Raw genomic sequence first — 25,063 nt, forward strand, 5'->3', positions numbered from 1 at the left:
TTATGTTAGAGACAATGGGTAAGGCAGCAAGAGTTGCTTCATGGCAATTAGCTCAGTTAAGTACCAAACAAAAAAATGCAGCACTATTACAAATTGCATATCTACTAGAACAAGATAATGCAGTTATACTTGCCGCGAATCAAAAAGACATGGCGCAGGCAAAAGCAAGCGGTATGAGTGAGGCGTTACAAGACCGATTATTATTGACGCCAGAGCGTTTAAAAAGTATTGCTGATGATGTCAGAAAAGTATGTCAATTAGCTGATCCTGTTGGGCAAATCATTGATGGAAGCCAATTGGATAGCGGTTTAAATTTACAACGTCGCCGTGTTCCATTGGGAGTTGTTGGCGTTATTTATGAAGCTCGCCCTAATGTTACCGTTGATGTGGCTTCGTTATGTTTAAAAACAGGTAATGCGGTCATTTTGCGTGGCGGGAAAGAGACGCATCATACTAACCTTGCGGTAGTGGAAGTTATTCAAAAAGCATTGGAAAATAGCGGCTTGCCAGCAGATGCAGTACAAGCTATTAATAATCCGGACCGTGAATTAGTTGCACAATTACTCAAATTAGATCGTTACATTGATATGCTAATCCCTCGTGGCGGTGCGGGGTTACATAAATTATGTCGTGAGCAATCCACGATCCCGGTAATTACCGGGGGCATTGGCGTTTGCCATACATTTGTTGATAAATCGGTGGATTTTAATAAAGCCATTGATGTGATTATTAATGCGAAAGTTCAGCGCCCAAGTGCCTGTAATTCACTTGAAACATTATTAGTTCATAAAGAGATTGCGACTGAGTTCCTACCGTTTTTAAGTGAAAAAATGGCGCAGCAACAAGTCACTCTGCATGCGAGTGAAAAAGCACTTCCATTACTAAAACAAGGCCCAGCGAAAGTTGTTGATGTAAAACCTGAAAACCTTGTCGATGAGTGGTTATCACTGGATCTTAACGTAGAAATTGTGGATGACATTGACGCAGCTATTGACCATATTCGCCAGTATGGTACTGCGCATTCTGATGCTATCTTGACAGAATCTATTCATCAAGCTGACTATTTTGTTCAATGTGTAGATTCAGCAGCGGTATATGTTAATGCAAGCACTCGCTTTACTGATGGTGGTCAGTTTGGTTTAGGTGCAGAGGTCGCAGTAAGTACGCAGAAATTACACTCACGTGGCCCTATGGGGTTAGATGCACTAACAACGTATAAATGGATCGGATATGGCGACTTTTTGAGTCGTCCATAATGAGTAAAAATGATGAGATAGCCACACTTGTGTGGCTTGAGGTTGTTGACAAAGCGAGATAAAAGCGTGGTTTTTCCCGCTTTGTGTTATCAGCCAAAAATCAATAAATTGATTTTCCTAGTTTATTTTCAAAACCTATTAGATTGCTGCCAAACATAATATGTTTGGCAGCAATCTATCGCCACACTTGTGTGGCTTTCTTTTTTTATTTGTCAAATTAAGCAATTTATCATAAGTAAATTTGTAATCAGTATTGCTTAGTATTCATGATGATGGGATGAAATTTAATGTTTTACATTATCGGTCCAAGAGGTTCGGGTAAAACCACAATTGGTAAAAAATTTGCAGAATCTAAAGGCTATCAATTTGTTGATACAGATAAATTGGTTTTAGAAAAAGCGGGAAAAAGTATCGCTGAAATTGTTGAACAGCACGGTTGGGATTACTTTCGTCAGCTAGAAACTGACGTCCTTAAGTCGATTAAGCAAAATAATATGATTGTTTCTACTGGCGGAGGCCTGGTTCTCGCAGAAGAAAATCAGCAAATTATGCGTAATAACGGCACTGTTATTTATTTAAATACCCATCCTGAAGTTTTAGCAAAACGCCTTGCAGCAGAGCCACAAGCGGATCAACGACCAAGTTTGACCGGGAAATCTTTAATTGAAGAAATTGAAGAAGTGATGCAACAAAGGGAACCTATCTACCGTGCGACTGCTCACCATATTATTGATGCTGCGCAGCCTGTCGACGATATCATCGCACAACTTAATGATTTAACTTAAACTAATGACTAATAAGCCTGCGGTGTTTTCGGAATATACTAATTAGAGCAAAGGGAGTAGCTCAGTAAGATAGATGTCACTAAAGGTATAGTTGTATCACACTAATATATAAAAATATAATCATAGTATAGGGACTCATTATGTTGGCAAAGATAGTCAAAACAGTACTTAAATTTTTGTTTCGCGTGCAAGTTATTGGTGATGCGAAAGAGTTTAATCAAGATAAATGTTTGATTACACCTAATCATGTTTCTTTCCTTGATGGTGTATTAATCGCACTTTTCTTACCTGTTAAACCTGTATTTGCTGTTTATTCAACATTTGCCACACCAAAAATGGTGAAGCGCCTTAAGCCCTATGCAGATATTGTCCCTCTTGATCCTGCCAACCCTCTAGGTATTCGTCATCTAGTTAAAGAGGTAGAAAAAGGGCGCCCGATAGTTATTTTTCCAGAAGGCCGAATTTCAGTTCATGGCTCTTTAATGAAAATATACGAAGGAGCGGCTTTTGTGGCCGCAAAGTCTGGAGCAAAAGTTGTTCCTATTCGTATAGAAGGGGCTCAATATAGCCATTTTGGGCGTCTGAAAGGCATTTTTCCATTAAAATGGTTTCCGAAGATCACATTGCATATCTTGCCGGCACAAGCTATCCCAATGCCTGAAGCACCTAAGGCTGTAGAGCGTCGAGCTCTGGCTGGTGAACACCTGTACCAAATCATGAAATCTGCTCGTATGTCTTGTTTACCACAAGTCACATTAGTTGAAGAATTTATTCAAAGTGTTCAGTTTTTTGGGCGCCGTACGCCTTGTATCGAGGACATCGCATTTAAAGAAGACTCATATCAATCCCTATTGAAAAAAACCTTAGGGGTTGGTCGTATTATTGAACGCTATACACATGAAAATGAAAGAGTTGGCCTATTATTGCCAAATGCGACAGTCACCGCGGCTGCAATTTTCGGTGCTTTAATGAGAGGCCGAGTACCTGCTATGCTCAATTACACAGCGGGCAGTCACGGTATTAGTAACGCGTTAAAAGCCTCTGCGGCGAAAGTAGTCTTTACTTCGCGCCAATTTTTGGAAAAAGGCAACTTAACGCATATTCCAGAACAAGTGCCAGAAGCAAGTTGGATTTATCTTGAAGATTTAAAAGATACGGTAACATGGCAAGATAAATTATGGATTATTAAACACTTATTCAACCCTAAAAAAGCCATTCTTCCTCGTAAACCGTCTGATGAAGCCGTTGTTTTATTCACATCTGGTTCTGAAGGTACACCAAAAGGTGTTGTCCACAGCCATGCTAGCTTGATGGCAAACGTAGAACAAATAAAAACGATCGCTGATTTCACCCCACGTGACCGTTTTATGTCGTCACTGCCGTTATTTCACGCATTTGGTTTGACGGTTGGTTTATTTATCCCTCTATTTTCAGGAAGCCGAGTTTTCCTTTATCCAAGCCCATTGCATTACCGAGTCATTCCTGAATTAGTCTATGACAAAAACTGCACCGTATTATTCGGAACATCAACCTTTTTAGGTAACTACGCACGGTTTGCTCATCAGTATGATTTCGCACGTTTACGTTATGTGGTTGCCGGTGCAGAAAAATTATCGGATAAAACGAAAAAAATCTGGTTTGATAAATTTGGCATCCGAATTCTTGAAGGTTATGGGGTCACTGAATGTGCACCAATTGTATCAATCAATGTCCCTATGGCCGCGAAAGAAGGTTCTGTTGGGCAAATTTTACCTGAAATGGAAGCGCGAATTATTCCAATTTCTGGAATTGAACAAGGTGGCAAATTACAGCTTAAAGGCCCAAATATTATGAAAGGGTATTTGCGCGTTGAAGCCCCTGGCGTCCTTGAAACACCGCAAGCTGAAAATGCACAAGGTGAAATAGAGGAAGGTTGGTACGACACTGGTGATATCGTTGAATTAGACCATAAAAATTTCTGTACTATAAAAGGCCGTGTTAAACGTTTTGCTAAACTTGCAGGCGAAATGGTTTCCCTCGAAAGTATCGAGCAAATGGTGGCATCTATTTCTCCCAATGCAAATCACGGTGTGGTTACAAAGCCAGATAGCAGTAAAGGTGAAGCACTTGTTTTGTTCACAACAGATAAAGAATTAGACCGTAGCGCATTATCCAGTGCAGCCAAAAGTAAAGGATTAACCGAGTTAGCGGTTCCACGCGATATTCGTTTTGTTAAAGAGTTGCCAGTGCTAGGTAGTGGTAAAACGGATTTTGTTACATTAAAGCAAATGGCATTAAAGGATGAATAATATGCAAGAAAGCACTTCCAATTCACCGCTAATGAGCCGAGGTATGAAAGCAGTACTGGCTTCACAGTTCCTCTCTGCATTTGCGGATAATGCATTATTATTTGCCATATTAGCCCAGCTCAAAGCCGAATTTTACCCCGAGTGGAGTCACCCTATCTTGCAAATGGTGTTTGTTTTTACTTACATCATTTTAGCGCCATTTGTTGGGCAAATCGCGGATAGGTTTTCAAAAGGCCGAGTGATGTTGTTTTCTAACATCTTTAAATTTATTGGAGCACTAGGGATTTGTTTTGGCCTAAACCCATTCCTTTGCTATGGGTTAGTGGGGATCGGTGCAGCATCCTATTCACCGGCTAAATACGGTATTCTCGGTGAACTCACTGGCGGCGATAACCTTGTTAAGGCCAATGGTGTGATGGAGGCTTCAACAATTGCAGCCATTTTAGTGGGGTCAGTTGTCGGAGGAATGCTGTCCGATATTAACTTAATCTTAGCGTTAGGTACATGTGCTGCACTGTATGCGTTAGCCGTTATTGCGAATTTTTTCATCCCACACTTAGCTGCGGCGAGGCCTGGAAAAGGTTGGGATCTTAAGCTGTTGATGGCGTCTTTTTTCAGTGCTTGCCGTGTGCTATGGGCGAATCAAGAGAGTCGTTTTTCACTAGTCGGAACTAGCTTGTTCTGGGGTGCCGGGGTAACGTTGCGTTTTCTGCTCGTTGCATGGGTGCCTGTAGCGTTGGGGTTACAAGACAACACCACACCAACCATTCTAAATGCGATGGTTGCGGTGGGGATAGTCGCAGGTGCGGGGCTTGCTGCCAAATTTATTACCTTAAAAACGGTTTATCGATGCATCCCTGCGGGAGTTATTATAGGCGTGATGGTAGTGTTACTTTCCTTGCAAACTAACATTATTCCATCCTATTTTATTTTAATTATCCTTGGGATTTTTGGCGGTTTATTTGTCGTTCCATTGAATGCATTATTACAAGAAAAAGGGAAAGAAACCGTTGGCGCAGGGAATGCGATTGCCGTACAAAATTTAGGTGAAAATAGTGCAATGCTGATTATGTTAGGCTTGTACTCACTGGCAATTAAAGCAGGTTTATCAGTTGTGAATGCGGGTATTGGTTTTGGTGCTGTATTTGCAATTGCGATTGCGGGTTTATGGGTTTGGGATCGTGCTCGTAAAAAAATGGCATAAAGGTAGATAGCATCATGATAGATGAGAAACGGCTTGAAACACTGAGTATTCAGATTGGACTGAGACTGAAAGAGCAGGGTAAAACAGTCACAACCGCTGAGTCTTGTACCGGGGGCTGGGTTGCGAAGGTTTTAACCGATATCTCGGGTAGCTCAGATTACTTTCAGCGCGGTTTTGTGACATACAGTAATGAAGCAAAGCATCAAATGATTGGTGTTAAGAGTGAGTCTTTACAACGATATGGCGCTGTAAGCCAACAAGTTGTTACAGAAATGGCGGAAGGCGCTTTGCTAGAAGCCTGTGCAGATTTCGCTGTTTCAGTTAGTGGAATTGCAGGCCCTGGGGGCGGTAGTATAGAAAAACCTGTTGGTACGGTATGGTTTGGTTTTGCGCAAAAACAGGCAGACCAAACGGTATTTGTCACAACACAACATAGAGTGTTTCAAGGAAACCGAAACGAAGTTCGTTTTCAATCAACAGTTTATATACTTGAAACACTTTTAAAGCAGTTAAATTAAAAATTTTCTTGATACTGTATGATTATACAGTATAATCAATTTCAACAAACCGAATTCAATCGTTTTATTTGCAGTGGTCAAATCATTGCACTTAGGGAGTAAACATGGCTATTGATGAAAACAAACAAAAAGCACTTGCAGCAGCATTAGGCCAAATTGAAAAACAATTTGGTAAAGGTTCCATTATGCGTCTTGGTGAAGACCGCTCTATGGATGTTGAAACTATCTCAACAGGCTCCTTATCCCTTGATGTTGCATTGGGTGCTGGTGGCTTGCCACTAGGTCGTATTGTTGAAATCTACGGCCCTGAATCCTCAGGTAAAACAACACTAACCCTGCAAGTTATTGCAGCAGCACAACGTAGCGGTAAAACGTGTGCTTTCATCGATGCTGAACACGCTTTAGACCCTATCTATGCTAAAAAATTAGGCGTCGATATTGATAACTTACTGTGCTCTCAACCTGATACCGGTGAACAAGCGCTAGAAATTTGTGATGCATTAACTCGCTCAGGTGCGGTTGATGTAATCATCGTTGACTCCGTTGCTGCGTTAACACCAAAAGCAGAAATTGAAGGTGAAATTGGTGATTCACATATGGGCTTAGCTGCTCGTATGATGAGCCAAGCAATGCGTAAGTTAGCGGGTAACTTAAAAACATCTAATACCCTACTGATCTTTATCAACCAAATTCGTATGAAGATTGGTGTTATGTTTGGTAACCCAGAAACAACAACGGGTGGTAATGCATTAAAATTTTATGCATCTGTTCGTTTAGATATCCGTCGTATTGGTGCAGTGAAAAATGGCGAGGAAATCGTCGGTAGTGAAACTCGCGTTAAAGTGGTAAAAAACAAAGTTGCAGCGCCATTTAAACAAGCTGAATTCCAAATTTTGTATGGTGAAGGTATTAATACCTTCGGCGAGTTAATTGATTTGGGTGTAAAACACAAATTAATTGAAAAAGCAGGGGCTTGGTATAGCTATAACGGCGATAAAATTGGCCAAGGTAAAGCTAATTCAACAAATTATTTAAAAGAGCACCCTGAAGTCGCTCAAGAAATTGATACCAAACTGCGTGAAATGTTATTAAACCACACTGGTGAATTTAGCAGTGCGGCAACAGACTTTATCAATGATTCTGATGAAGAAGAAACACCAGAAGAATTTTAATATCAATCTAGTTTATTGATTAGTAAGTAAATTATAGGCGCTCCGCTGATGTGGTTGCGCCTGTTTTGTTTTAAACCTATTACATTAATAGTTTATTGAACAGTTTTTCTGTGGAAAAATACGCCAGTGCAAGGTATAAACATACTTTCAGAAAATATCTAGACGCTTTACAATGAAAGCTGCGAATGGATGTATCTATATTTTACTTCTGCACAAAGAGACTTTATCTTATCAGTCACTTTTTAATCGGAGAGTTGATTAGAGGTGATGTTACATTCCATCTCAACAATTCGTAATTCTGTTTCCAGCTTGATATCGGGATAAATATGAGTAAAAGCACCGCTGAGATCCGTCAAGCGTTTCTCGACTTTTTTCATACAAAAGGTCATCAAGTGGTCTCTAGTAGTTCACTAGTGCCAAATAATGACCCTACACTATTGTTCACAAACGCAGGGATGAACCAGTTCAAAGATGTATTTCTTGGTCTGGATAAAAGAGCATATTCCCGAGCGACAACCGCGCAGCGCTGTGTGCGCGCGGGTGGCAAACATAACGACTTAGAAAATGTGGGCTATACCGCTCGCCACCATACATTTTTTGAAATGTTAGGCAATTTTAGCTTTGGCGATTACTTTAAGCATGACGCAATCCGTTTTGCTTGGGAATTATTGACTAGCGAAGAATGGTTTAACTTACCAAAAGAAAGGCTGTGGGTGACCGTTTACGCAACTGATGATGAAGCCTATGACATTTGGAACAAAGAAATTGGTGTTCCAGTTGAGCGTATTATTCGTATCGGTGATAACAAGGGCGCGCCATATGCGTCAGATAACTTCTGGCAGATGGGTGATACAGGTCCTTGTGGCCCATGTACCGAGATTTTCTATGATCACGGTGACCACATATGGGGTGGGCCTCCAGGAAGCCCAGAAGAAGACGGTGATCGCTATATTGAAATTTGGAACTTGGTCTTCATGCAATTTAACCGTCAGTCTGACGGGACAATGGAGCCTCTGCCAAAACCTTCAGTCGATACAGGAATGGGCTTAGAGCGTATTTCTGCAGTATTGCAGCACGTTAATTCAAACTATGAAATTGATATTTTCCGCGATCTCATCGCTGCTGCTGCTAAAGCAACAGGTGCGACAGATTTAGAAAATAAATCATTACGTGTTATTGCTGACCATATTCGTTCTTGTGCATTCCTTGTAAGTGATGGTGTTATTCCATCAAATGAAGGCCGTGGTTATGTTCTGCGTCGCATTATCCGTCGTGCTGTTCGTCACGGTTATATGCTTGGTGCCAAAGATACCTTCTTCTATAAATTAGTGGCGCCACTGATTAACGTCATGGGGTCCGCAGCTGATGAACTTGGACGGCAGCAAGCAATGGTCGAAAAAGTTCTCAAGACCGAAGAAGAACAATTTGCTCGTACTTTAGAACGTGGTCTTCAATTATTAGATGAAGAGCTTGCCTCACTGAAAGAGGATACTCTGGACGGTGAAGCTGCATTCCGCTTATATGATACTTATGGCTTCCCAATCGATTTAACGGCAGATGTTTGCCGTGAACGCAATATTAAAGTCGACGAAGAAGGTTTTGAGCGAGCGATGGAGGACCAACGTCGTCGTGCGCGCGAATCCAGTGGTTTTGGGGCAGATTATAACTCTTTAATTAAAGTTGATAAGCGCAGTGAATTCTCCGGTTATCAATATGATGAGCAACAAGCTACTATTACTGCATTATATAAAGATGGCCAGCCTGTAGATAGCTTGAATGCTGGTGAAGAAGGCTTAGTTATACTAGACAAAACAGCATTTTACGCAGAGTCTGGTGGGCAAGTCGGTGATACTGGTTATTTAAATAATGATAGTGCGAGCTTTAAAGTTACTGACACGCAAAAATATGGTCAAGCGATTGGGCATATTGGTAAGGTTGAAGCGGGATCACTCGTTGTTAATCATAGAATTACCGCTTTCGTGGATAGTGCTAGACGTGATGCGATCCGTTTAAATCACTCAGCAACGCACTTACTGCATGCGGCACTACGCCAAGTATTAGGTGACCATGTTTCTCAAAAGGGGTCATTGGTTAATGATAAATACTTGCGTTTTGACTTCTCTCATTTTGAGGCGATGACACAAGACCAACTACGCCAAGTAGAAGATATTGTGAATGCGCAAATCCGTAAAAACTCAGAAATTGAAACCGAACTAATGGATTTAGAAGGTGCAAAAGCAAAAGGCGCTATGGCATTATTTGGTGAAAAATATGAAGAGCGTGTACGTGTTCTGAGTATGGGTGATTTTTCTATCGAATTATGTGGTGGTACCCATGCGCGTCGTACCGGAGATATTGGTTTATTCCGTATTCTGAGTGAATCGGGTACGGCTGCAGGTGTTCGTCGTATTGAAGCGACGACAGGCACTACAGCAATTGAAAGTATTCACAATCAATCAGAGCAACTTTCAGCAATTGCACACTTGGTTAAAGGTGATATGAATAGCCTTGTCGAGAAAGTGAAAGCGGCATTAGATAAATCTCGCCAGCTCGAAAAAGAAATTGTGCAACTAAAAGATCAACAAGCATCTCAAGAAAGTGCTTCACTAAGTAGCAAAGCGAAAGACGTGAAAGGCGTCAAATTATTAGTGACTCAATTAGGAGATACTGATCCTAAGTTGTTGAGAACTATGGTTGATGACCTTAAAAATCAGTTGAAATCAGCGATTATCGTGCTTTCAACAACAAGTGGTGATAAAGTCAGTATGATTGTTGGGGTGACTAATGATTTAACTGCTAAAGTTAAAGCAGGTGACTTGATTTCCCACATTGCAGGTCAGGTTGGTGGTAAAGGTGGTGGCCGCCCAGACATGGCTCAAGCAGGAGGTACTGACGTTAACGCATTACCTACTGCTATGGCGAGTGTCGAAGAATGGGTTGAAGCACGCCTGTAAGCACTTACAAAGTTGCCTCATTAAAAGATGAGGCAACTTTAATCTGTTGCGGCATTGTTAATGTATCGTTTGTAGTGCTATATTTTGCTTGTAAATAATTAGAATGCTTGTATTGATGGCATCAATGCTTTAGGTGAATGTCATTGCTTTACGTTTTCACGGTGTGTGATGGACAATAGCGGGGGATACCTAGAGACCCGACTCTTTTAATATTTCAAGGAGCAAAGAATGCTTATTCTGACTCGTCGAGTTGGTGAAACACTCATGATAGGCGATGAGGTAACAGTTACTGTATTGGGTGTCAAAGGCAACCAAGTTCGTATTGGTGTTAATGCGCCAAAAGAAGTTTCTGTTCACCGTGAAGAAATTTATCAACGGATCCAGGCTGAAAAGACTCAACCAGATAATCAATAATAATGAATAAGCGTCCAATGATTGACCACACAGCAAGAATGGGCGCTTGTCTTACTCGTATTATATTCTAAAAATATCCTTTCATTTTTATACTTCTCTAGCATCAAACTCACATTATTGTTTAGTTTTCGGTTCTCTTGTACTGAAATTTTGTTTCCTTTTGTTTGAAATATAGGCTAATCAATCCTGTGAACACATTTTTATTCATTTGTAGAATAATTTTTTCCAGTATTTTTGTTTATAAAGTTAGTGTCATAGGGGCTGAAATATATCTTTTTCGGTGTTAAACTAATCATCTTGCTTGTGAAATGTGCAAACAGACACCGGAATGCAAAAAGTTTGGAAAAATTGTTTGACTTCTAAGTCTAGGAAAGTAATATGTGCGCCACACAGCAACGAGATGTTTGAAAAAACAAATCGTGTGTAACTAAAATATGGTGAGGTGGCCGAGAGGCTGAAGGCGCTCCCCTGCTAAGGGAGTATGCGGTCAAAAGCTGCATCGAGGGTTCGAATCCCTCCCTCACCGCCATTTTAGATTATGCATCCGTAGCTCAGCTGGATAGAGTACTCGGCTACGAACCGAGCGGTCGGAGGTTCGAATCCTCCCGGATGCACCATCTTTAACCCTATGAGAAGATCTGATGGGGTTTTGTTTTGGTTTTAGCAGCCAAACAAAGCATTAACTAAGAAGTTGATTTATAGAAGTAGAAGTTGATAAAGAAGTTTGAGAGAGCAGCACTCCTTTGCATTAAGTATGCATCCGTAGCTCAGCTGGATAGAGTACTCGGCTACGAACCGAGCGGTCGGAGGTTCGAATCCTCCCGGATGCACCATCTCTTAGCTAATAACTTAGCATATCAATAATACCTTTTAATTTAACTCAGATAAGTTATTGAGAATATATCGATTCAAAATCGAATGAATTTTGCATCCGTAGCTCAGCTGGATAGAGTACTCGGCTACGAACCGAGCGGTCGGAGGTTCGAATCCTCCCGGATGCACCATCATTAAGAAACTCCTCATTTGAGGAGTTTTTTTTGCCTAAAATTACCATTCATAAAATTAACTAAATCGCATTTTCCATGCATCTTTGATTTATTCCCTCATAAACCACACATCTAGACAGCGACAATTTATGTGATTTAAGCTAAAGTAATTGCCTTAATAAAATAAATTAACATCACAGGCGGGAGGTCGACTTGATCCCGGACGTATCGAAAGCGCTCTCATGGTTAGAGGCGCACCCAGAAACACTAAATGGTATTCAACGTGGTATAGAGCGTGAAACATTGCGTGTAACCCCAACAGGCGCAATTGCAGAGACCTTGCATCCAGAAGGGCTGGGAAAAGCTTTAACACATAAATGGATCACGACAGATTTTGCGGAGTCCCTACTCGAATTTATTACTCCTGTAGATAAAAGCATTAGCCATAATTTGGCTTTCTTGCGAGATTTACACCGCTATACAGCTCGTCACCTTCAAGATGAAAGAATGTGGCCGTTGAGTATGCCGTGCTTTATTGAAAGTGAAGATAAAATCACTCTTGCGCAATATGGCTCTTCTAATGTGGGGCAGTTTAAAACGCTGTACCGTGAAGGCCTTAAAAATCGTTATGGTGCTTTGATGCAAACGATAGCAGGCGTGCATTATAACTTCTCTTTGCCGATTGAATTTTGGCGAGCATGGGCAGGTATTGAAGATGAAGAAGGCGGTAAAGAAAAAATTTCTGAAGGCTATTTACGTCTGATTAGAAATTACTACCGCTTTGGTTGGGTTATTCCTTATCTATTTGGCGCCTCTCCGGCGATTTGCGGCTCTTTTTTGAAAGATAGGGAGACGTCGCTGTCATTTGATAAAACGGACTGTGGTACGTATTACTTGCCTTATGCGACATCTCTACGTATGAGTGACTTAGGTTATACAAATAAATCACAAAGTGATTTAAATATCACATTCAATAAATTGGATGAATATGTAGAAAACCTGAAAAAAGCTATCCATAAGCCTTCAGCTGAATTTGAAAAACTGGGTGTCAAAAAAGACGGCAAATATATTCAACTAAATACCAATGTGCTACAAATTGAAAATGAGCTCTACGCCCCAATACGCCCGAAACGCGTTCCTAAAGGCAATGAATCACCTTCCGATGCATTATTGCGCGGTGGTATTGAGTACATTGAAGTCCGTTCACTTGATATCAATCCATTTAGTGCAATAGGCGTTAATGAAACTCAAGCTCGTTTTGTTGATCTATTCTTAATATGGTGTGTACTCGCTGATGCGCCTGAAATGAATGCACAAGAATTAGACTGTTGCCGTCAAAACTGGAATCGTGTCATCCTTGAAGGTCGTAAGCCAGGTCAAGTTATTGGTTTCGGTTGTGGTAGTGAAGTTAAGCCGTTAGTTGAAGTTGGACAGCAATTATTTAATGACTTGATCCGCGTGGCTGAAGTGTTAGACACTTGTTGCGATGCAAAATATCAAGAAGTTTGTCACCAATTTGTCGCTATGTTTAAAGACCCAACTCTCACATATTCAGCGCTCGTTATGGATGAAATGTTAGAGAAAGGCATTGGTGGCTACGGGTTAGAATTAGCTGAAAAATATTTTGAACAGTTAGTGAATGAACCGTATGAAGTGATAACTGAAGAGCAATTTGAGCAAGCACGATTGGCTTCAATAGAGAAGCAAGCGAAGATGGAACAAAGTGAGAGCGAAAGCTTTGAGGACTATCTACGCATTCATGCAGGACGCTAAAAGAAATGGCCACTCTAGGTGGCCAAATAAAAAATCTCTTAGAGAATTAGGGATGATAACAAATTGCGCGTCTTTCAATAATTCAGACTCTGCATTTTCAAAATAGTTTCATTTATTTTAGAAAATATTTTTTATTTTTGAGGAGGTCACAAAATGCCATTATTAGATAGCTTTACTGTCGATCATACTCGCATGTCAGCGCCTGCTGTACGTGTGGCAAAGACCATGAAAACACCAAGTGGTGATACCATCACGGTTTTTGATTTGCGTTTTACTGTACCAAATGAAGAAGCCATGACAGAAAAAGGGACGCATACTTTAGAGCACCTCTTTGCAGGCTTTATGCGTGATCACCTCAATGGTAATGGTGTTGAAATTATTGATATTTCACCAATGGGGTGCCGTACTGGTTTTTATATGAGCCTTATTGGTCAGCCCGATGAACTGCGTGTTGCTAATGCATGGAAGGCAGCAATGGAAGATGTTTTGCAGGTGAAAGACCAAAACAAAATTCCTGAATTGAATGTCTATCAGTGCGGCACATATAAAATGCACTCACTGGAAGAAGCTCAGCAAATTGCACGTAATGTTCTTGCATCTGAAATTGGTATCAATAAGAACGATGAGTTAGCATTACCTGCTGAGAAACTTGAACAGCTACACGTTTAGTTTTTATCAAATATTCTTTATGCAAAGAGCCAATTAAGGCTCTTTTTATTTTTATAGCAGAATTTAATGGCAAGTTTATGAAGAAATCAAAGGTCGGGGACTTGAGAACTAAAAGTAAGAGGTGTGATCCTGACCTGCTTAACGATATTTTCATTCATCGCTAATACTTCGATAAGGTAATGTCCTACCACGATTTGCTCTTCAAGTTGTGGAATATCACCGATGACTTCCAAAACCATGCCATTAACCGTCCTAGGACCATCTACAGGGAGATTCCAATCAAAAGCCTTATTCAGTTCACGAATATTAGCAGAACCGTCCACAAGAACGCTCCCATCGCTCTGTGGCAAAACTTCTTCAGCTAAGGATGGCGACATAGAGGTGGTGAAATCACCAACTATCTCTTCTAAGATATCTTCTACAGTGATAAGACCTTGAATCTCGCCATATTCATCAACGATAATCCCGAGTTTTTCTTTATTGTGCTGGAAGTTAACTAACTGAACATTTAACGGTGTACTGTTAGGAATAAAATAAATGTTATCTGCAGCTTTAATGAGATTTTGCTTATTAAATTCACGTTTTTCCATCATGAGACGGTACGCTTCGCGGACGCGTAAAATGCCAATAGAGTCATCAAGTGAATCGCGATAAAGCACAATACGGCCATGAGGGGAGTGCGTAAGCTGCCGAATAATTGATTTCCAGTCATCATTGACATCAATACCAACAATCTCATTCCTTGGCAGCATAATATCGCCAACTGTGACTTTGTCTAAGTCTAAAATGGAAATCAGCATGTCTTGATTTCGGCGGCTAATTTTATGCTTTGATTCGTTAACAATGGTGCGTAGCTCTTCCTTATTAACCGCATCAGTTCGTGCGGTTAGTGATTTCACCCCAATGCAACGTAACAGTAGTGCTGAAATAGTATTAAATGCCCAAACAATAGGCATCATAACTACTTGTAATGGTTTTAAGAGATAGCTACTTGGAAATGCAATTTTTTCAGGGTACAGCGCTGCCAGTGTTTTTGGCATAACTTCGGCAAAAATGAGTATCACAAAAGTTAGGATCCCGGTTGCCATCGCTACACCCGCGTTACCATATAGTCGCATACCGATAATAGTGGCTAATGCGGAAGCAACTATGTTGATTAAGTTGTTACCGATAAGGACTAGGCTTAACAGCTTGTCAGGATGTTTAAGCAGTTTCTCAACACGTATCGCTGAGCGATTACCTTGTTTTGCTAAATGTTTTAACCGATAACGGTTTAGCGTCATCATCCCAGTTTCTGATGCAGAAAAATAGGCTGACATAAAAATTAAAACAATCAATATGATGATTAGCGTACTCGTGGACACATCATCCAAAACAAGTTTCCTTATGTGGTGAAAGTAGTGACTTTATTTGCGTCAAAATACCATGAACTCCTGTATTAGACGATTACCAAAAAAAGCCATAGTTAAGATGATTGAACCGCCAACATGGAAAAATAGAACGCGCTTACCTCGCCATCCTCCATGGAAATGCCCCCAAAGTAGAGTGATATAAACAAACCAGGCGATAACGGATAACACTGATTTATGAATATTTTCTTTATCAAAAATATTATCCATATAAATAAAGCCAGTGCATAAGGTCAGAGTTAGCAAAATGACACCAACTTGAGTGATATGGAACATTTTACGTTCAATCACCATCATCGGTGGCATATCGGGACTAAATTTTAAGGTTTTGTTTTTTAGTTGATGGTCGATTAAAGCCACTTGTAATGCATATAAAGCCGCAATAAGAAGTGTTGCATAGCTCAACAAAGCGAGGCCAATGTGAACAAACAGGGGGACGCGAGCTTCGAGATGCGTAATAAACTCACCAGGCATTAGCGTTGACAGCATCAAGTTAATGATGGCAAAACTATAGACTATGGGCGTTAAGTACCAAGCCTTTCCCCAGTAAGCGACAACAGTCATAATCACACACATGAGTAAGCTCACTGTTGAGCCTAAATTCAACAGAGTGAGGTTTTGTCCTTCGGCTTCACTGAAAATCAAGAATTTCAATGTAATAGCGTGAGTTACTAACGCAACAACGGCAAGAAAAAGCGCGAGATGGCGGTAAAACGGCTGTTTACGCACTTGGCCGGGGACGATCAGTAACAGACTGACCATGTATGTACAAACTGCTATGACTGCAAATACGGGCATAGTATAGTGTCGTTAATCATTTTTAGTGGAAAGTTATTTCATAGTATAACTTGTACGAGTGCAGGCTCCAACTATTGGACGGGCCAATCGCAATATATTCATTGCGGATAGCACTTCATGTGCCTACGGGGTTGGTTCGTATTATTAAATTCAAGCCATAATAACCTGTATCATCCGTTTCAAACAGGGGGCAGCGAAAAAACTGCGGGCATGTTACAATGGGGCATTATTTTGCCGCAATTATTTTTAGTGTTGGTTTTCCTTCATCATTGTGAAGGCATTGATGCTTATAATTCAAGTTGTTAGATAACACGCACTTGAAATTATCTGTATTAGCAACCAGATCAGGCTGACATCGGCCCATCAACAGAATTGAGCTAAGACATATGTTTGATAATTTAACTGACAGACTATCGCGCACGTTGCGCAATATCAGTGGGCGTGGGCGTCTAACTGATGAAAATATTAAAGAAACACTACGCGAAGTTCGCATGGCCTTGCTGGAAGCTGACGTTGCTTTGCCAGTAGTCCGTGAATTCATTCAAAAAGTTAAAGAAAATGCGGTTGGGCAAGATGTCAATAAAAGTCTAACACCAGGCCAAGAGTTCATCAAAATAGTTCAAAATGAACTGACTCGGGCGATGGGGGACGAAAACCACCAACTTAATTTATCCGCACAACCTCCTGCGGTCGTTTTAATGGCGGGTTTGCAAGGTGCGGGTAAAACAACCAGCGTTGCAAAATTAGGTAAGCTTTTAAAAGAAAAACAAAAGAAAAAAGTATTAGTTGTCTCTGCTGACGTTTATCGCCCCGCGGCGATTAAACAATTAGAGACGTTAGCTGAAAGTGTTGGAATTGACTTTTTCCCTTCGGAAGTACAAGAAAAACCCGCTGCTATTGTTCAAAAAGCATTAAAACACGCACAATTGCAATTCTACGATGTGCTGTTAGTAGATACCGCGGGTCGCTTGCACGTCGACGAAGCGATGATGGAAGAAATCCAAGAAGTTCACCGCATTATTAAGCCAGTTGAAACCTTATTCGTCGTCGATGCGATGACAGGACAGGATGCGGCAAACACAGCGAAAGCGTTTAATGAAGCCTTGCCACTGACTGGGGTTGTGTTGACCAAGGTCGATGGTGATGCGCGAGGCGGTGCGGCGCTTTCTATTCGCGCAATTACAGGCAAACCCATTAAATTTCTAGGGGTTGGTGAAAAAACTGACGCCTTAGAACCATTCCATCCAGAGCGCGTCGCGTCGCGTATTCTCGGTATGGGTGATGTAATTTCTCTGATTGAAGAGATTGAGCATAAAGTTGACCGCGATGAAGCTGAAAAGCTGGCTAAAAAACTTAAAACAGGGGATGGCTTTGATTTAAATGACTTTTTAAGTCAATTAAAGCAAATGCGTAATATGGGCGGTATGGCGAGCATGATGAGCAAAATGCCCGGGATGTCTCAGTTACCGGATGCCGTTAAGTCCCAAATGGATGATAAAATCACCGTTCGTATGGAAGCGATGATTAATTCCATGACACGTAAAGAACGTGAAAAACCTGAAATTATTAAAGGTTCGCGAAAACGTCGTATTGCGGCAGGTTCGGGAACTACCGTGCAAGAAGTTAACCGCCTCTTAAAACAATTTGATGACATGCAACGCATGATGAAGAAAATGAAAAAAGGTGGTCTAGCCAAGATGATGCGCGGCATGAAGGGTATGATGCCTCCGGGTTTTCCGGGGCGTTAAGCAATAAAGCCTCAAAGAAAACGCACTTTTGATTGATTTTTGCGTCAAAGTGAGTAAACTTTTCGGGCTTTTTATATGACAGCCGGACTCTATCCCTCGATGGAGTCTGGTTGTTTTGTTAACTAATGAGGATGTTATGGTAACAATTCGTTTATCTCGTGGCGGCGCTAAAAAACGTCCGTTCTACCAAATCGTTGTAACCGATAGCCGCAATGCGCGTGACGGTCGTTTCATTGAGCGTATCGGTTTCTTCAACCCGATCGCTGCTGGTCAAGCAGAAGAACTGCGTTTAGACCTGGACCGTATTGAGCATTGGGTTGGCTTAGGCGCAACTATTTCTGACCGTGTTGCACAACTGGTCAAACAAGCTAAGAAAGCAGCTTAATCTGTCGCGGTGGTAACAATGAGCAAGCAAACTAAACTACAGCCACCTGAAAACCCAATCGTATTGGGGAAATTAGGTGCAGCGTACGGTATTCGTGGTTGGCTCAAAGTTTTTTCGTCCACCGAACATGCTGAAAGTATTTTTGAGTATCAGCCTTGGTTTATCCAGCGCTCAGGTCAATGGCAACACATTGAAATTGAAGATTGGAAACATCATAACAAGGATATCATCGTCAAGCTGAACGGGGTCGATGACCGCGATGCAGCTGCGCTTTTGACTAACTTTGAGATTGCGGTTGATTCAACCCAACTTCCTGAGTTAGAAAACGAATACTACTGGAAAGACCTGATGGGTTGCCATGTAGTGACGTTACAAGGCTATGACCTTGGTACCATCACTGACATGATGGAGACCGGTTCAAATGATGTACTGGTCATTAAGGCGAATTTAAAAGATGCATTTGGCATCAAGGAGCGGTTAGTTCCGTTTCTTGATGGGCAGGTTATCAAGAAAGTCGATCTCGATGCCAAACTTATTGAAGTGGATTGGGATCCTGGTTTTTAAATCTCCGGTTGAACGGTTTTGATAAGTGGGACGAAATGATGTGGATTGGTGTAATTAGCCTGTTTCCCGAAATGTTCCGCGCAATAACCGAGTACGGGGTAACTGGTCGGGCAGTGAAAAATGGCCTGCTAACATTTGAGTGCTGGAATCCGCGTGACTTTACTCACGATAGGCACAAAACTGTTGATGATCGCCCCTATGGTGGTGGTCCAGGCATGCTGATGATGGTGCAACCGCTTAAGGATGCAATCAACGCAGCAAGAACTGAGGCTGGTGTTGGTGCAAAGGTTATTTATCTTTCACCGCAAGGGCGCAAACTCAGTCAAGACGGTGTTTGCGAGCTGGCAACCAATGAGAAATTGATTCTTGTTTGTGGCCGCTATGAAGGCATTGATGAGCGTATCATTCAAACCGAAGTTGACGAAGAATGGTCAATCGGTGATTACGTTCTCAGTGGTGGGGAGCTCCCCGCGATGGTGTTGATTGACTCAGTTTCACGGTTTATACCGGGGGTACTTGGTCATCAAGCCTCTGCTCAAGAAGACTCTTTTGCAGATGGTTTGTTAGATTGTCCACACTATACCCGCCCTGAAGTGTTAGACGGCATGCAAGTTCCTGATGTTTTACTTTCAGGAAACCACGCTAAAATAGATAGCTGGCGCATGAAACAATCACTCGGCCGTACCTGGCTTAGAAGACCTGAGCTTCTGGAAAGCCTAGCTCTGACTGACGAGCAGAGGATGTTGCTGACTGAATTCCAAGTTGAATATCAGTCCAAGCAACAAATGAATCCAGACAATTAATTGTCTAAACATATCAGTTTACCTAGGGTAAGAGAGTTATTATGAGCAACATTATTAAACAACTTGAACAAGAGCAAATGAAGCAGGACGTACCTTCATTCCGTCAGGGTGACACCGTGGAAGTTAAGGTATGGGTCGTAGAAGGCTCTAAAAAACGTCTGCAGGCATTCGAGGGCGTGGTTATCGCTATTCGTAACCGCGGTCTGCACTCTGCATTCACTGTTCGTAAAATTTCTAACGGCGAAGGTGTTGAGCGTGTATTCCAAACTCACTCACCAGTCGTAGATAGCATTGCAGTTAAACGTCGTGGTGCTGTTCGCAGATCTAAACTGTACTACCTGCGTGAGCGTTCTGGTAAGGCAGCTCGTATCAAAGAGCGTCTGAACGCCAAGTAATACGCTTTCGCTACATCCGAAAGTTATGTTATGAGAGAGGCCCGCATTTGCGGGCCTTTTTACATTCACCACTATATTCGTCATACTTCAAGCTGTGGCGTTGTTGTCTTCTCTCGGTTACTCGGGTCACATACTTATGTATGCTCCCCGAGATAACCTCGTTTGACGCCTAGCCACAACTCGAATTATTTTGAATATAGCTGAGAGAGTTTATTTCAAGTTGTAGCTATGTTGGCAGCACTCATTCGCACTAGTCACATGCTCCTAGCGTCTCATTCCTTTGCCGCCTTGCTACACCCCGAACTATTTAGAATATAGCTGAGAGAGTTTATTTCAAGTCCTAGCTGTGTTGGCTGCGCTCAGCCACACAGGTCACATACCTATATTCGTCATATTTCAAGTTGTAGCTGTGTTGGCAGCACTCATTCGCACTAGTCACATACTTGTGTATGCTCCTAGCGTCTCATTCCTTTGCCGCCTTGCTACAACTCGAACTATTTAGAATATAGCTGAGAGATTAATATCTTAATCTGTAAATAAATATTTACTAAAAATTGGTGTTGAACTCTAATTTAAATATTATAAATGTTAATTTTATGTAAATTTATATATTTATCAATTCACTACTGTTGTGTAAATAATATTTTACATATGTGGGAATGTTTTACATAAATGGATTGAATTGTTTACGATGCATGGTATGTTATTAGTCATACAACCAAACACAATACGTAAATAACAAACTAAGCAAATATAAGCTAATTAAGTAGGTAAAAAATGATCATGCAAAAAGATGTACTCAACAATGTGAATATTCAAGACGAGCAGGTATTAATCACTCCTGAGAGTCTGAAAGAGAAATATCCGCTGAGTCGCAGCAACCTGCATGCCATTGCGACATCGCGCCAAGTGATTGCTGACATTATTCATCAACGCGACCCTCGCTTACTCGTGGTATGTGGTCCTTGCTCAATCCATGATGTGGATGCTGCTATTGAATATGGTGAGCGTCTGAAAGTATTAGCCGAAGAATTAAGTGATAGCTTATATATTGTGATGCGTGTGTATTTTGAAAAACCTCGTACAACCGTGGGTTGGAAAGGTTTGATTAGTGATCCATTTATGGATGGCTCTTTTGAAATGGAAAAAGGCCTGCATATTGCTCGTGACTTGCTGACTAATTTAGTGAATATGGGGTTACCATTAGCGACAGAAGCACTGGATCCTAACAATCCTCAATACTTAGGGGATCTATTTAGTTGGTCTGCCATTGGTGCAAGAACCACTGAGTCACAAACACACCGCGAAATGGCATCGGGTTTATCTATGCCTGTTGGTTTTAAAAATGGAACGGATGGAAGTTTATCTACCGCAATTAATGCATTAAAAGCAGCTGCCATGCCACACCGTTTTATGGGGATTAACCAATCTGGCCAAGTTTGTTTATTACATACTAAAGGCAATAGTAATGGCCATGTCATTTTACGTGGTGGAAAAACACCTAACTACAACGCTGAAGACATTGCGGCTTGTGAAGCTGAAATGAAAAAAGCTGGTTTAGAGCCATCACTTATGGTGGATTGTAGCCATGGAAACTCAAATAAAGATTACCGTCGTCAGCCATTAGTTGTTGATTCTATTATTGAACAAATTATTAATGGTAATGAATCAATTACAGGTATTATGCTAGAAAGCCATATTAATGAAGGGAATCAAACATCAGAACAAGCCCGTGACTCAATGAAATACGGTGTTTCAGTAACTGATGCCTGCATTAACTGGCAAACGACGGAAACGGTATTGCGTAAATTGCATCAGGCATTACTACCTGTGCTTGAACAACGTGCGCAAAAATTGAGTAAAGTGAGCTGATCAAGGTATTGGTATGTCTGTTGAGTTATCCCATTTACGGGAACAAATTGATGAAGTTGATAAATCGTTACTCGATTTATTAGCAAAAAGGCTGCAATTGGTTGCTGAAGTCGGTGAAGTGAAAAGCTTACATGGCTTACCGATTTATGTGCCTGAGCGCGAAACCAGTATGTTGGCCGCACGTCGCGCTGAAGCTGAGCGTATGGGGATCCCACCTGATCTGATTGAGGATATTCTAAGGCGGATCATGCGTGAATCTTACGCACGTGAAAATGATAAAGGGTTCAAAACATTGAACCCATCAGCTGGACCCATTGTGATTGTGGGCGGTGATGGGAAAATGGGGCGGTTGTTCCACCGCCTTCTGACTTTATCAGGTTACCAAGTCAAAATATTGAATGAAGGTGATTGGCCGCAAGCAGAGTCTATAGTTGCTGGTGCGAGCGTTGTGATCATCAGTGTACCTATTCACTTAACAGTACAAGTGATCAACCAACTGCCTAAATTGGATAAAAGCACGATCTTGATGGATATCGCGTCAATTAAGCAACAGCCCATAGAAGCGATGTTAGCTGCGCATGATGGGCCCGTACTTGGACTTCACCCGATGTTTGGCCCTGATATTGGTAGCGTTGCAAAGCAAGTATTTGCTTATTGTAATGGCCGTAGCTCGGAGTCTTATCAGTGGTTCCTTGAACAGCTATTAGTTTGGGGAGCTCGCTTGAAAGAAATATCAGCTGAAGAGCATGATAAAAATATGAGCTTTATTCAGGCATTACGGCACTTTACTACATTTACTTATGGACGAAATCTTGCTGAGGAAAATATCGATTTACAGCAACTGCTTGATTTATCATCGCCTATTTATCGTTTAGAGCTCGCGATGGTTGGGCGGCTGTTTGCACAAGACCCTCAACTGTATGCAGATATTATTATGTCTTCTGATGAAAACGTTGAATTGATACGGAGGTATCACCAATTGTTAGGGGACTCAATAATGCTACTTGAGAAAAAAGATAAAGAGGAATTTATCCACCAATTTAATCAAGTTAGCCAGTGGTTCGGCGAAGATGCCCATCATTTTATGAAAGAAAGCCAATCATTACTGCAACGAGCAAACGATAATCGAAAATAATCATCCCCGCCCTCTATCGTGTTTTATTGCGGTAGGGGGCTTTATCTGTGGTGTTAATGTATCGCTGTCTTCCATATTCTTCCATATTCTTCCATTTTAGTTAATCTCACTTGAAATCTTTATTTAAAATAAGTAATTGTACTTATATGTATAATTTCTATCGAATAATGTGCTAATTAGCCTAAAATTGAATTTATTCACTATTTAATTCTAAATTAATCAATTTTTAAAATTAATATTTATAAATCGATCGATTTATATGATAAAGATCTTATCTGTTTTACCGATAACACTACTCATTAAATGATGACTAGCGTGGTAAATATATGTTTTTTAAAAATCTCAAAATCAGTATGAAGTTAACGATAGCATTTGGTGGTTTTGTTGCGCTTATTATCTTAAGTTCAATATTTTCTTTAGCGAATATGAACCGGGCTAATGAAGGAATGAAGCAGGTACTTTATGAAAGCTATCCTATTGCTTCGACAGCCGGGCAGATGATGGATAACTTTTATTCTTTTATTGGGATCCAAGAGCTGATTTTACTTGATGACAGAGGTAGTGATAAGCGCCGTGAAGAGCTTGCTAAAATTACACTGAAAATAACAGAGTTGTTAGAAAAACTAGAAAGCAGTGTCACTGATGATCGTTCTAAAGAAATTTTGGCAGATTTACGCGTGATCCGCCAACAGTTCCATGCATCGCTGGCACGTATGAATGTATTCTTACAACAAAATAATCGGCAAGCGGCGATTGATGAGATGATGACGAAAACTTCGAGTATTCAGCGGGATTATCGAGATCACATTCAAACATTGATGGCAATTCAAGACTTGCAGATGCAAGAGATCGGCCGGAAAGTCAATGCAGACTATGAAAGTAATAAATTATTACTGGCTGTGCTCTCAATCTTGAGTATCGCTGCGGGCTGCGTAATGGGTTGGTATATTACGACTATTATTACTAGACCATTGGAAAATGCGGTTAATTTCGCTCAGTCAATTGCAAATGGGGATTTGACTAAAGATATTCAGGTCACCTCAAAAGATGAAACGGGTGTGTTGCTAAATGCACTTAATGATATGAAAGAACACTTGCTGGAAATCGTCCAAGAGGTTCAGCAAGGTTCTGAAAGTATTTCGGCGGCAGCAGGGCAAATTGTTGCAGGGAACCAAAACCTTGCCGCACGTACAGAAGAACAAGCCGCATCAGTTGAAGAAACGGCTAGTTCAATGGAGCAAATAACTTCAACTGTTCAAAACACGACTGAGCACACCCATGAAGCAAGTATGCTTGCAGACCAAGCAGCGATTATTGTGCAAAATAATGGCGATATGATGAGCCAAGTTACGAACAAAATGCGAGCAATCAACGGTTCGTCATCACAGATGACAGAAATTATTAACCTAATAGACTCGATTGCATTCCAAACTAATATCTTAGCATTGAATGCATCCGTTGAAGCGGCAAGAGCCGGTGAACATGGGCGAGGCTTTGCCGTTGTTGCTGGGGAAGTGAGATTATTAGCACAAAAAAGTGCAGCTTCAGCGAGTGATATTCGCGGGTTGATTGAAAACTCATCGTCACAAACGCAAGAAGGCATGGAACTTGTTGAAAAAGCAACTCAGCAAATACATGGCATGGTGGATAGTGTAAAAGAGATGAATGCGCTACTACGTGAAATTGGGCAAGCTAGCCGTGAGCAAAGCGATGGAATCTCTCAAATTAATAGTGCGGTAGGGCAACTTGATTTAACCACACAACAAAATGCGAGTTTAGTTGAAGAATCTGTTGTTGCTGCGGACTCCTTAAATGAACAAGCATATCATTTGAAGGAGTTAGTGAATTATTTCAGAGTTAAATCGTCGAGTCATCAGCCTAAAGCAGCAATATAGTTTCCGCTAAATAGGCTGCACTGATAAAAGTGCAGCCAGA

At 41.1% G+C, this 25,063-nt stretch carries 20 protein-coding genes and 4 tRNA genes; 22 read left to right on the plus strand and 2 right to left on the minus strand.

Going from position 1 to position 25,063, the window contains the following annotated elements; all coding sequences use genetic code 11:
- Window positions 1–2: 2 nt before the first annotated feature.
- From proA to luxS, 14 genes are all read left to right on the plus strand, one after another.
- Window positions 3–1,256, plus strand: a complete 1,254-nt coding sequence (proA, locus tag PR767_RS15025) for a glutamate-5-semialdehyde dehydrogenase (protein ID WP_123382458.1) — start codon at window positions 3–5, stop codon at window positions 1,254–1,256.
- Between the two features lie 287 nt (window positions 1,257–1,543).
- A complete protein-coding gene (gene aroL / locus PR767_RS15030) occupies window positions 1,544–2,041 on the plus strand; it encodes a shikimate kinase AroL (RefSeq protein ID WP_004914075.1) in 498 nt (165 codons plus the stop codon).
- 140 nt (window positions 2,042–2,181) lie between these two features.
- The gene (aas, locus tag PR767_RS15035) at window positions 2,182–4,329 is read left to right on the plus strand and encodes a bifunctional acyl-ACP--phospholipid O-acyltransferase/long-chain-fatty-acid--ACP ligase (protein ID WP_109911976.1); all 2,148 of its coding nucleotides are present in this window, start codon (window positions 2,182–2,184) and stop codon (window positions 4,327–4,329) included.
- A gap of 1 nt (window position 4,330) precedes the next feature.
- Complete coding sequence (gene lplT, locus PR767_RS15040; RefSeq protein ID WP_004914071.1) at window positions 4,331–5,533, plus strand: lysophospholipid transporter LplT; 1,203 nt, start codon at window positions 4,331–4,333, stop codon at window positions 5,531–5,533.
- Window positions 5,534–5,547: 14 nt separating this feature from the next.
- Window positions 5,548–6,051, plus strand: coding sequence for a nicotinamide-nucleotide amidase (pncC, locus tag PR767_RS15045; protein WP_272520549.1), 504 nt, complete (start codon window positions 5,548–5,550; stop codon window positions 6,049–6,051).
- Between the two features lie 104 nt (window positions 6,052–6,155).
- Window positions 6,156–7,223: a recombinase RecA gene (gene recA / locus PR767_RS15050; RefSeq protein WP_004914068.1), complete on the plus strand. Its 1,068-nt coding sequence runs from the start codon at window positions 6,156–6,158 to the stop codon at window positions 7,221–7,223.
- Window positions 7,224–7,549: 326 nt separating this feature from the next.
- On the plus strand, window positions 7,550–10,177 hold the full coding sequence (gene alaS, locus PR767_RS15055) for an alanine--tRNA ligase (RefSeq protein ID WP_272520550.1): 2,628 nt from the start codon (window positions 7,550–7,552) through the stop codon (window positions 10,175–10,177).
- Window positions 10,178–10,405: 228 nt separating this feature from the next.
- On the plus strand, window positions 10,406–10,591 hold the full coding sequence (gene csrA, locus PR767_RS15060; protein ID WP_004264815.1) for a carbon storage regulator CsrA: 186 nt from the start codon (window positions 10,406–10,408) through the stop codon (window positions 10,589–10,591).
- 436 nt (window positions 10,592–11,027) lie between these two features.
- Window positions 11,028–11,120: transfer RNA gene (locus PR767_RS15065), tRNA-Ser, on the plus strand.
- Window positions 11,121–11,131: 11 nt separating this feature from the next.
- Window positions 11,132–11,208, plus strand: a tRNA-Arg gene (locus PR767_RS15070).
- Window positions 11,209–11,347: 139 nt separating this feature from the next.
- A tRNA-Arg gene (locus PR767_RS15075) sits at window positions 11,348–11,424 on the plus strand.
- Window positions 11,425–11,518: 94 nt separating this feature from the next.
- Window positions 11,519–11,595, plus strand: a tRNA-Arg gene (locus tag PR767_RS15080).
- Between the two features lie 195 nt (window positions 11,596–11,790).
- On the plus strand, window positions 11,791–13,350 hold the full coding sequence (gshA, locus tag PR767_RS15085; protein WP_272520551.1) for a glutamate--cysteine ligase: 1,560 nt from the start codon (window positions 11,791–11,793) through the stop codon (window positions 13,348–13,350).
- 153 nt (window positions 13,351–13,503) lie between these two features.
- The gene (gene luxS / locus PR767_RS15090; protein ID WP_004914042.1) at window positions 13,504–14,019 is read left to right on the plus strand and encodes an S-ribosylhomocysteine lyase; all 516 of its coding nucleotides are present in this window, start codon (window positions 13,504–13,506) and stop codon (window positions 14,017–14,019) included.
- Between the two features lie 86 nt (window positions 14,020–14,105).
- Here luxS and PR767_RS15095 read toward each other — a convergent pair whose 3' ends face one another.
- Window positions 14,106–15,392, minus strand: a complete 1,287-nt coding sequence (locus PR767_RS15095) for a CNNM domain-containing protein (RefSeq protein ID WP_109911980.1) — start codon at window positions 15,390–15,392, stop codon at window positions 14,106–14,108.
- 42 nt (window positions 15,393–15,434) lie between these two features.
- Entirely contained in the window at window positions 15,435–16,226 is a 792-nt protein-coding gene (locus PR767_RS15100; RefSeq protein ID WP_004264820.1) for a cytochrome C assembly family protein, read from the minus strand.
- 386 nt (window positions 16,227–16,612) lie between these two features.
- On the opposite strand from PR767_RS15100, the gene ffh reads away from it, so the two are divergent.
- The 8 genes from ffh (at window position 16,613) to PR767_RS15140 (ending at window position 25,023) form a co-directional block, all read left to right on the plus strand.
- Window positions 16,613–17,974 (plus strand): signal recognition particle protein, encoded by a 1,362-nt coding sequence (ffh, locus tag PR767_RS15105; protein ID WP_004914034.1) that lies wholly within the window; start codon window positions 16,613–16,615, stop codon window positions 17,972–17,974.
- A 136-nt stretch (window positions 17,975–18,110) separates the two neighbouring features.
- On the plus strand, window positions 18,111–18,359 hold the full coding sequence (gene rpsP / locus PR767_RS15110) for a 30S ribosomal protein S16 (protein ID WP_004914031.1): 249 nt from the start codon (window positions 18,111–18,113) through the stop codon (window positions 18,357–18,359).
- An 18-nt stretch (window positions 18,360–18,377) separates the two neighbouring features.
- The gene (rimM, locus tag PR767_RS15115) at window positions 18,378–18,923 is read left to right on the plus strand and encodes a ribosome maturation factor RimM (protein WP_047757188.1); all 546 of its coding nucleotides are present in this window, start codon (window positions 18,378–18,380) and stop codon (window positions 18,921–18,923) included.
- Between the two features lie 38 nt (window positions 18,924–18,961).
- Window positions 18,962–19,726 (plus strand): tRNA (guanosine(37)-N1)-methyltransferase TrmD, encoded by a 765-nt coding sequence (gene trmD, locus PR767_RS15120; protein ID WP_272520557.1) that lies wholly within the window; start codon window positions 18,962–18,964, stop codon window positions 19,724–19,726.
- 41 nt (window positions 19,727–19,767) lie between these two features.
- Window positions 19,768–20,121, plus strand: a complete 354-nt coding sequence (rplS, locus tag PR767_RS15125) for a 50S ribosomal protein L19 (RefSeq protein ID WP_004264827.1) — start codon at window positions 19,768–19,770, stop codon at window positions 20,119–20,121.
- Between the two features lie 777 nt (window positions 20,122–20,898).
- Complete coding sequence (locus PR767_RS15130; RefSeq protein ID WP_123382455.1) at window positions 20,899–21,993, plus strand: 3-deoxy-7-phosphoheptulonate synthase; 1,095 nt, start codon at window positions 20,899–20,901, stop codon at window positions 21,991–21,993.
- 13 nt (window positions 21,994–22,006) lie between these two features.
- Window positions 22,007–23,128, plus strand: a complete 1,122-nt coding sequence (gene tyrA / locus PR767_RS15135; protein ID WP_109911982.1) for a bifunctional chorismate mutase/prephenate dehydrogenase — start codon at window positions 22,007–22,009, stop codon at window positions 23,126–23,128.
- Between the two features lie 326 nt (window positions 23,129–23,454).
- Window positions 23,455–25,023 carry a methyl-accepting chemotaxis protein gene (locus PR767_RS15140; RefSeq protein WP_004913992.1) on the plus strand — a complete coding sequence of 523 codons (1,569 nt, stop codon included), beginning with the start codon at window positions 23,455–23,457 and terminating at the stop codon, window positions 25,021–25,023.
- The last annotated feature ends 40 nt before the right edge of the window (window positions 25,024–25,063 follow it).

It is taken from the genome of Providencia sp. PROV223, assembly GCF_028479245.1.
GTDB classification, from domain to species: domain Bacteria; phylum Pseudomonadota; class Gammaproteobacteria; order Enterobacterales; family Enterobacteriaceae; genus Providencia; species Providencia rettgeri.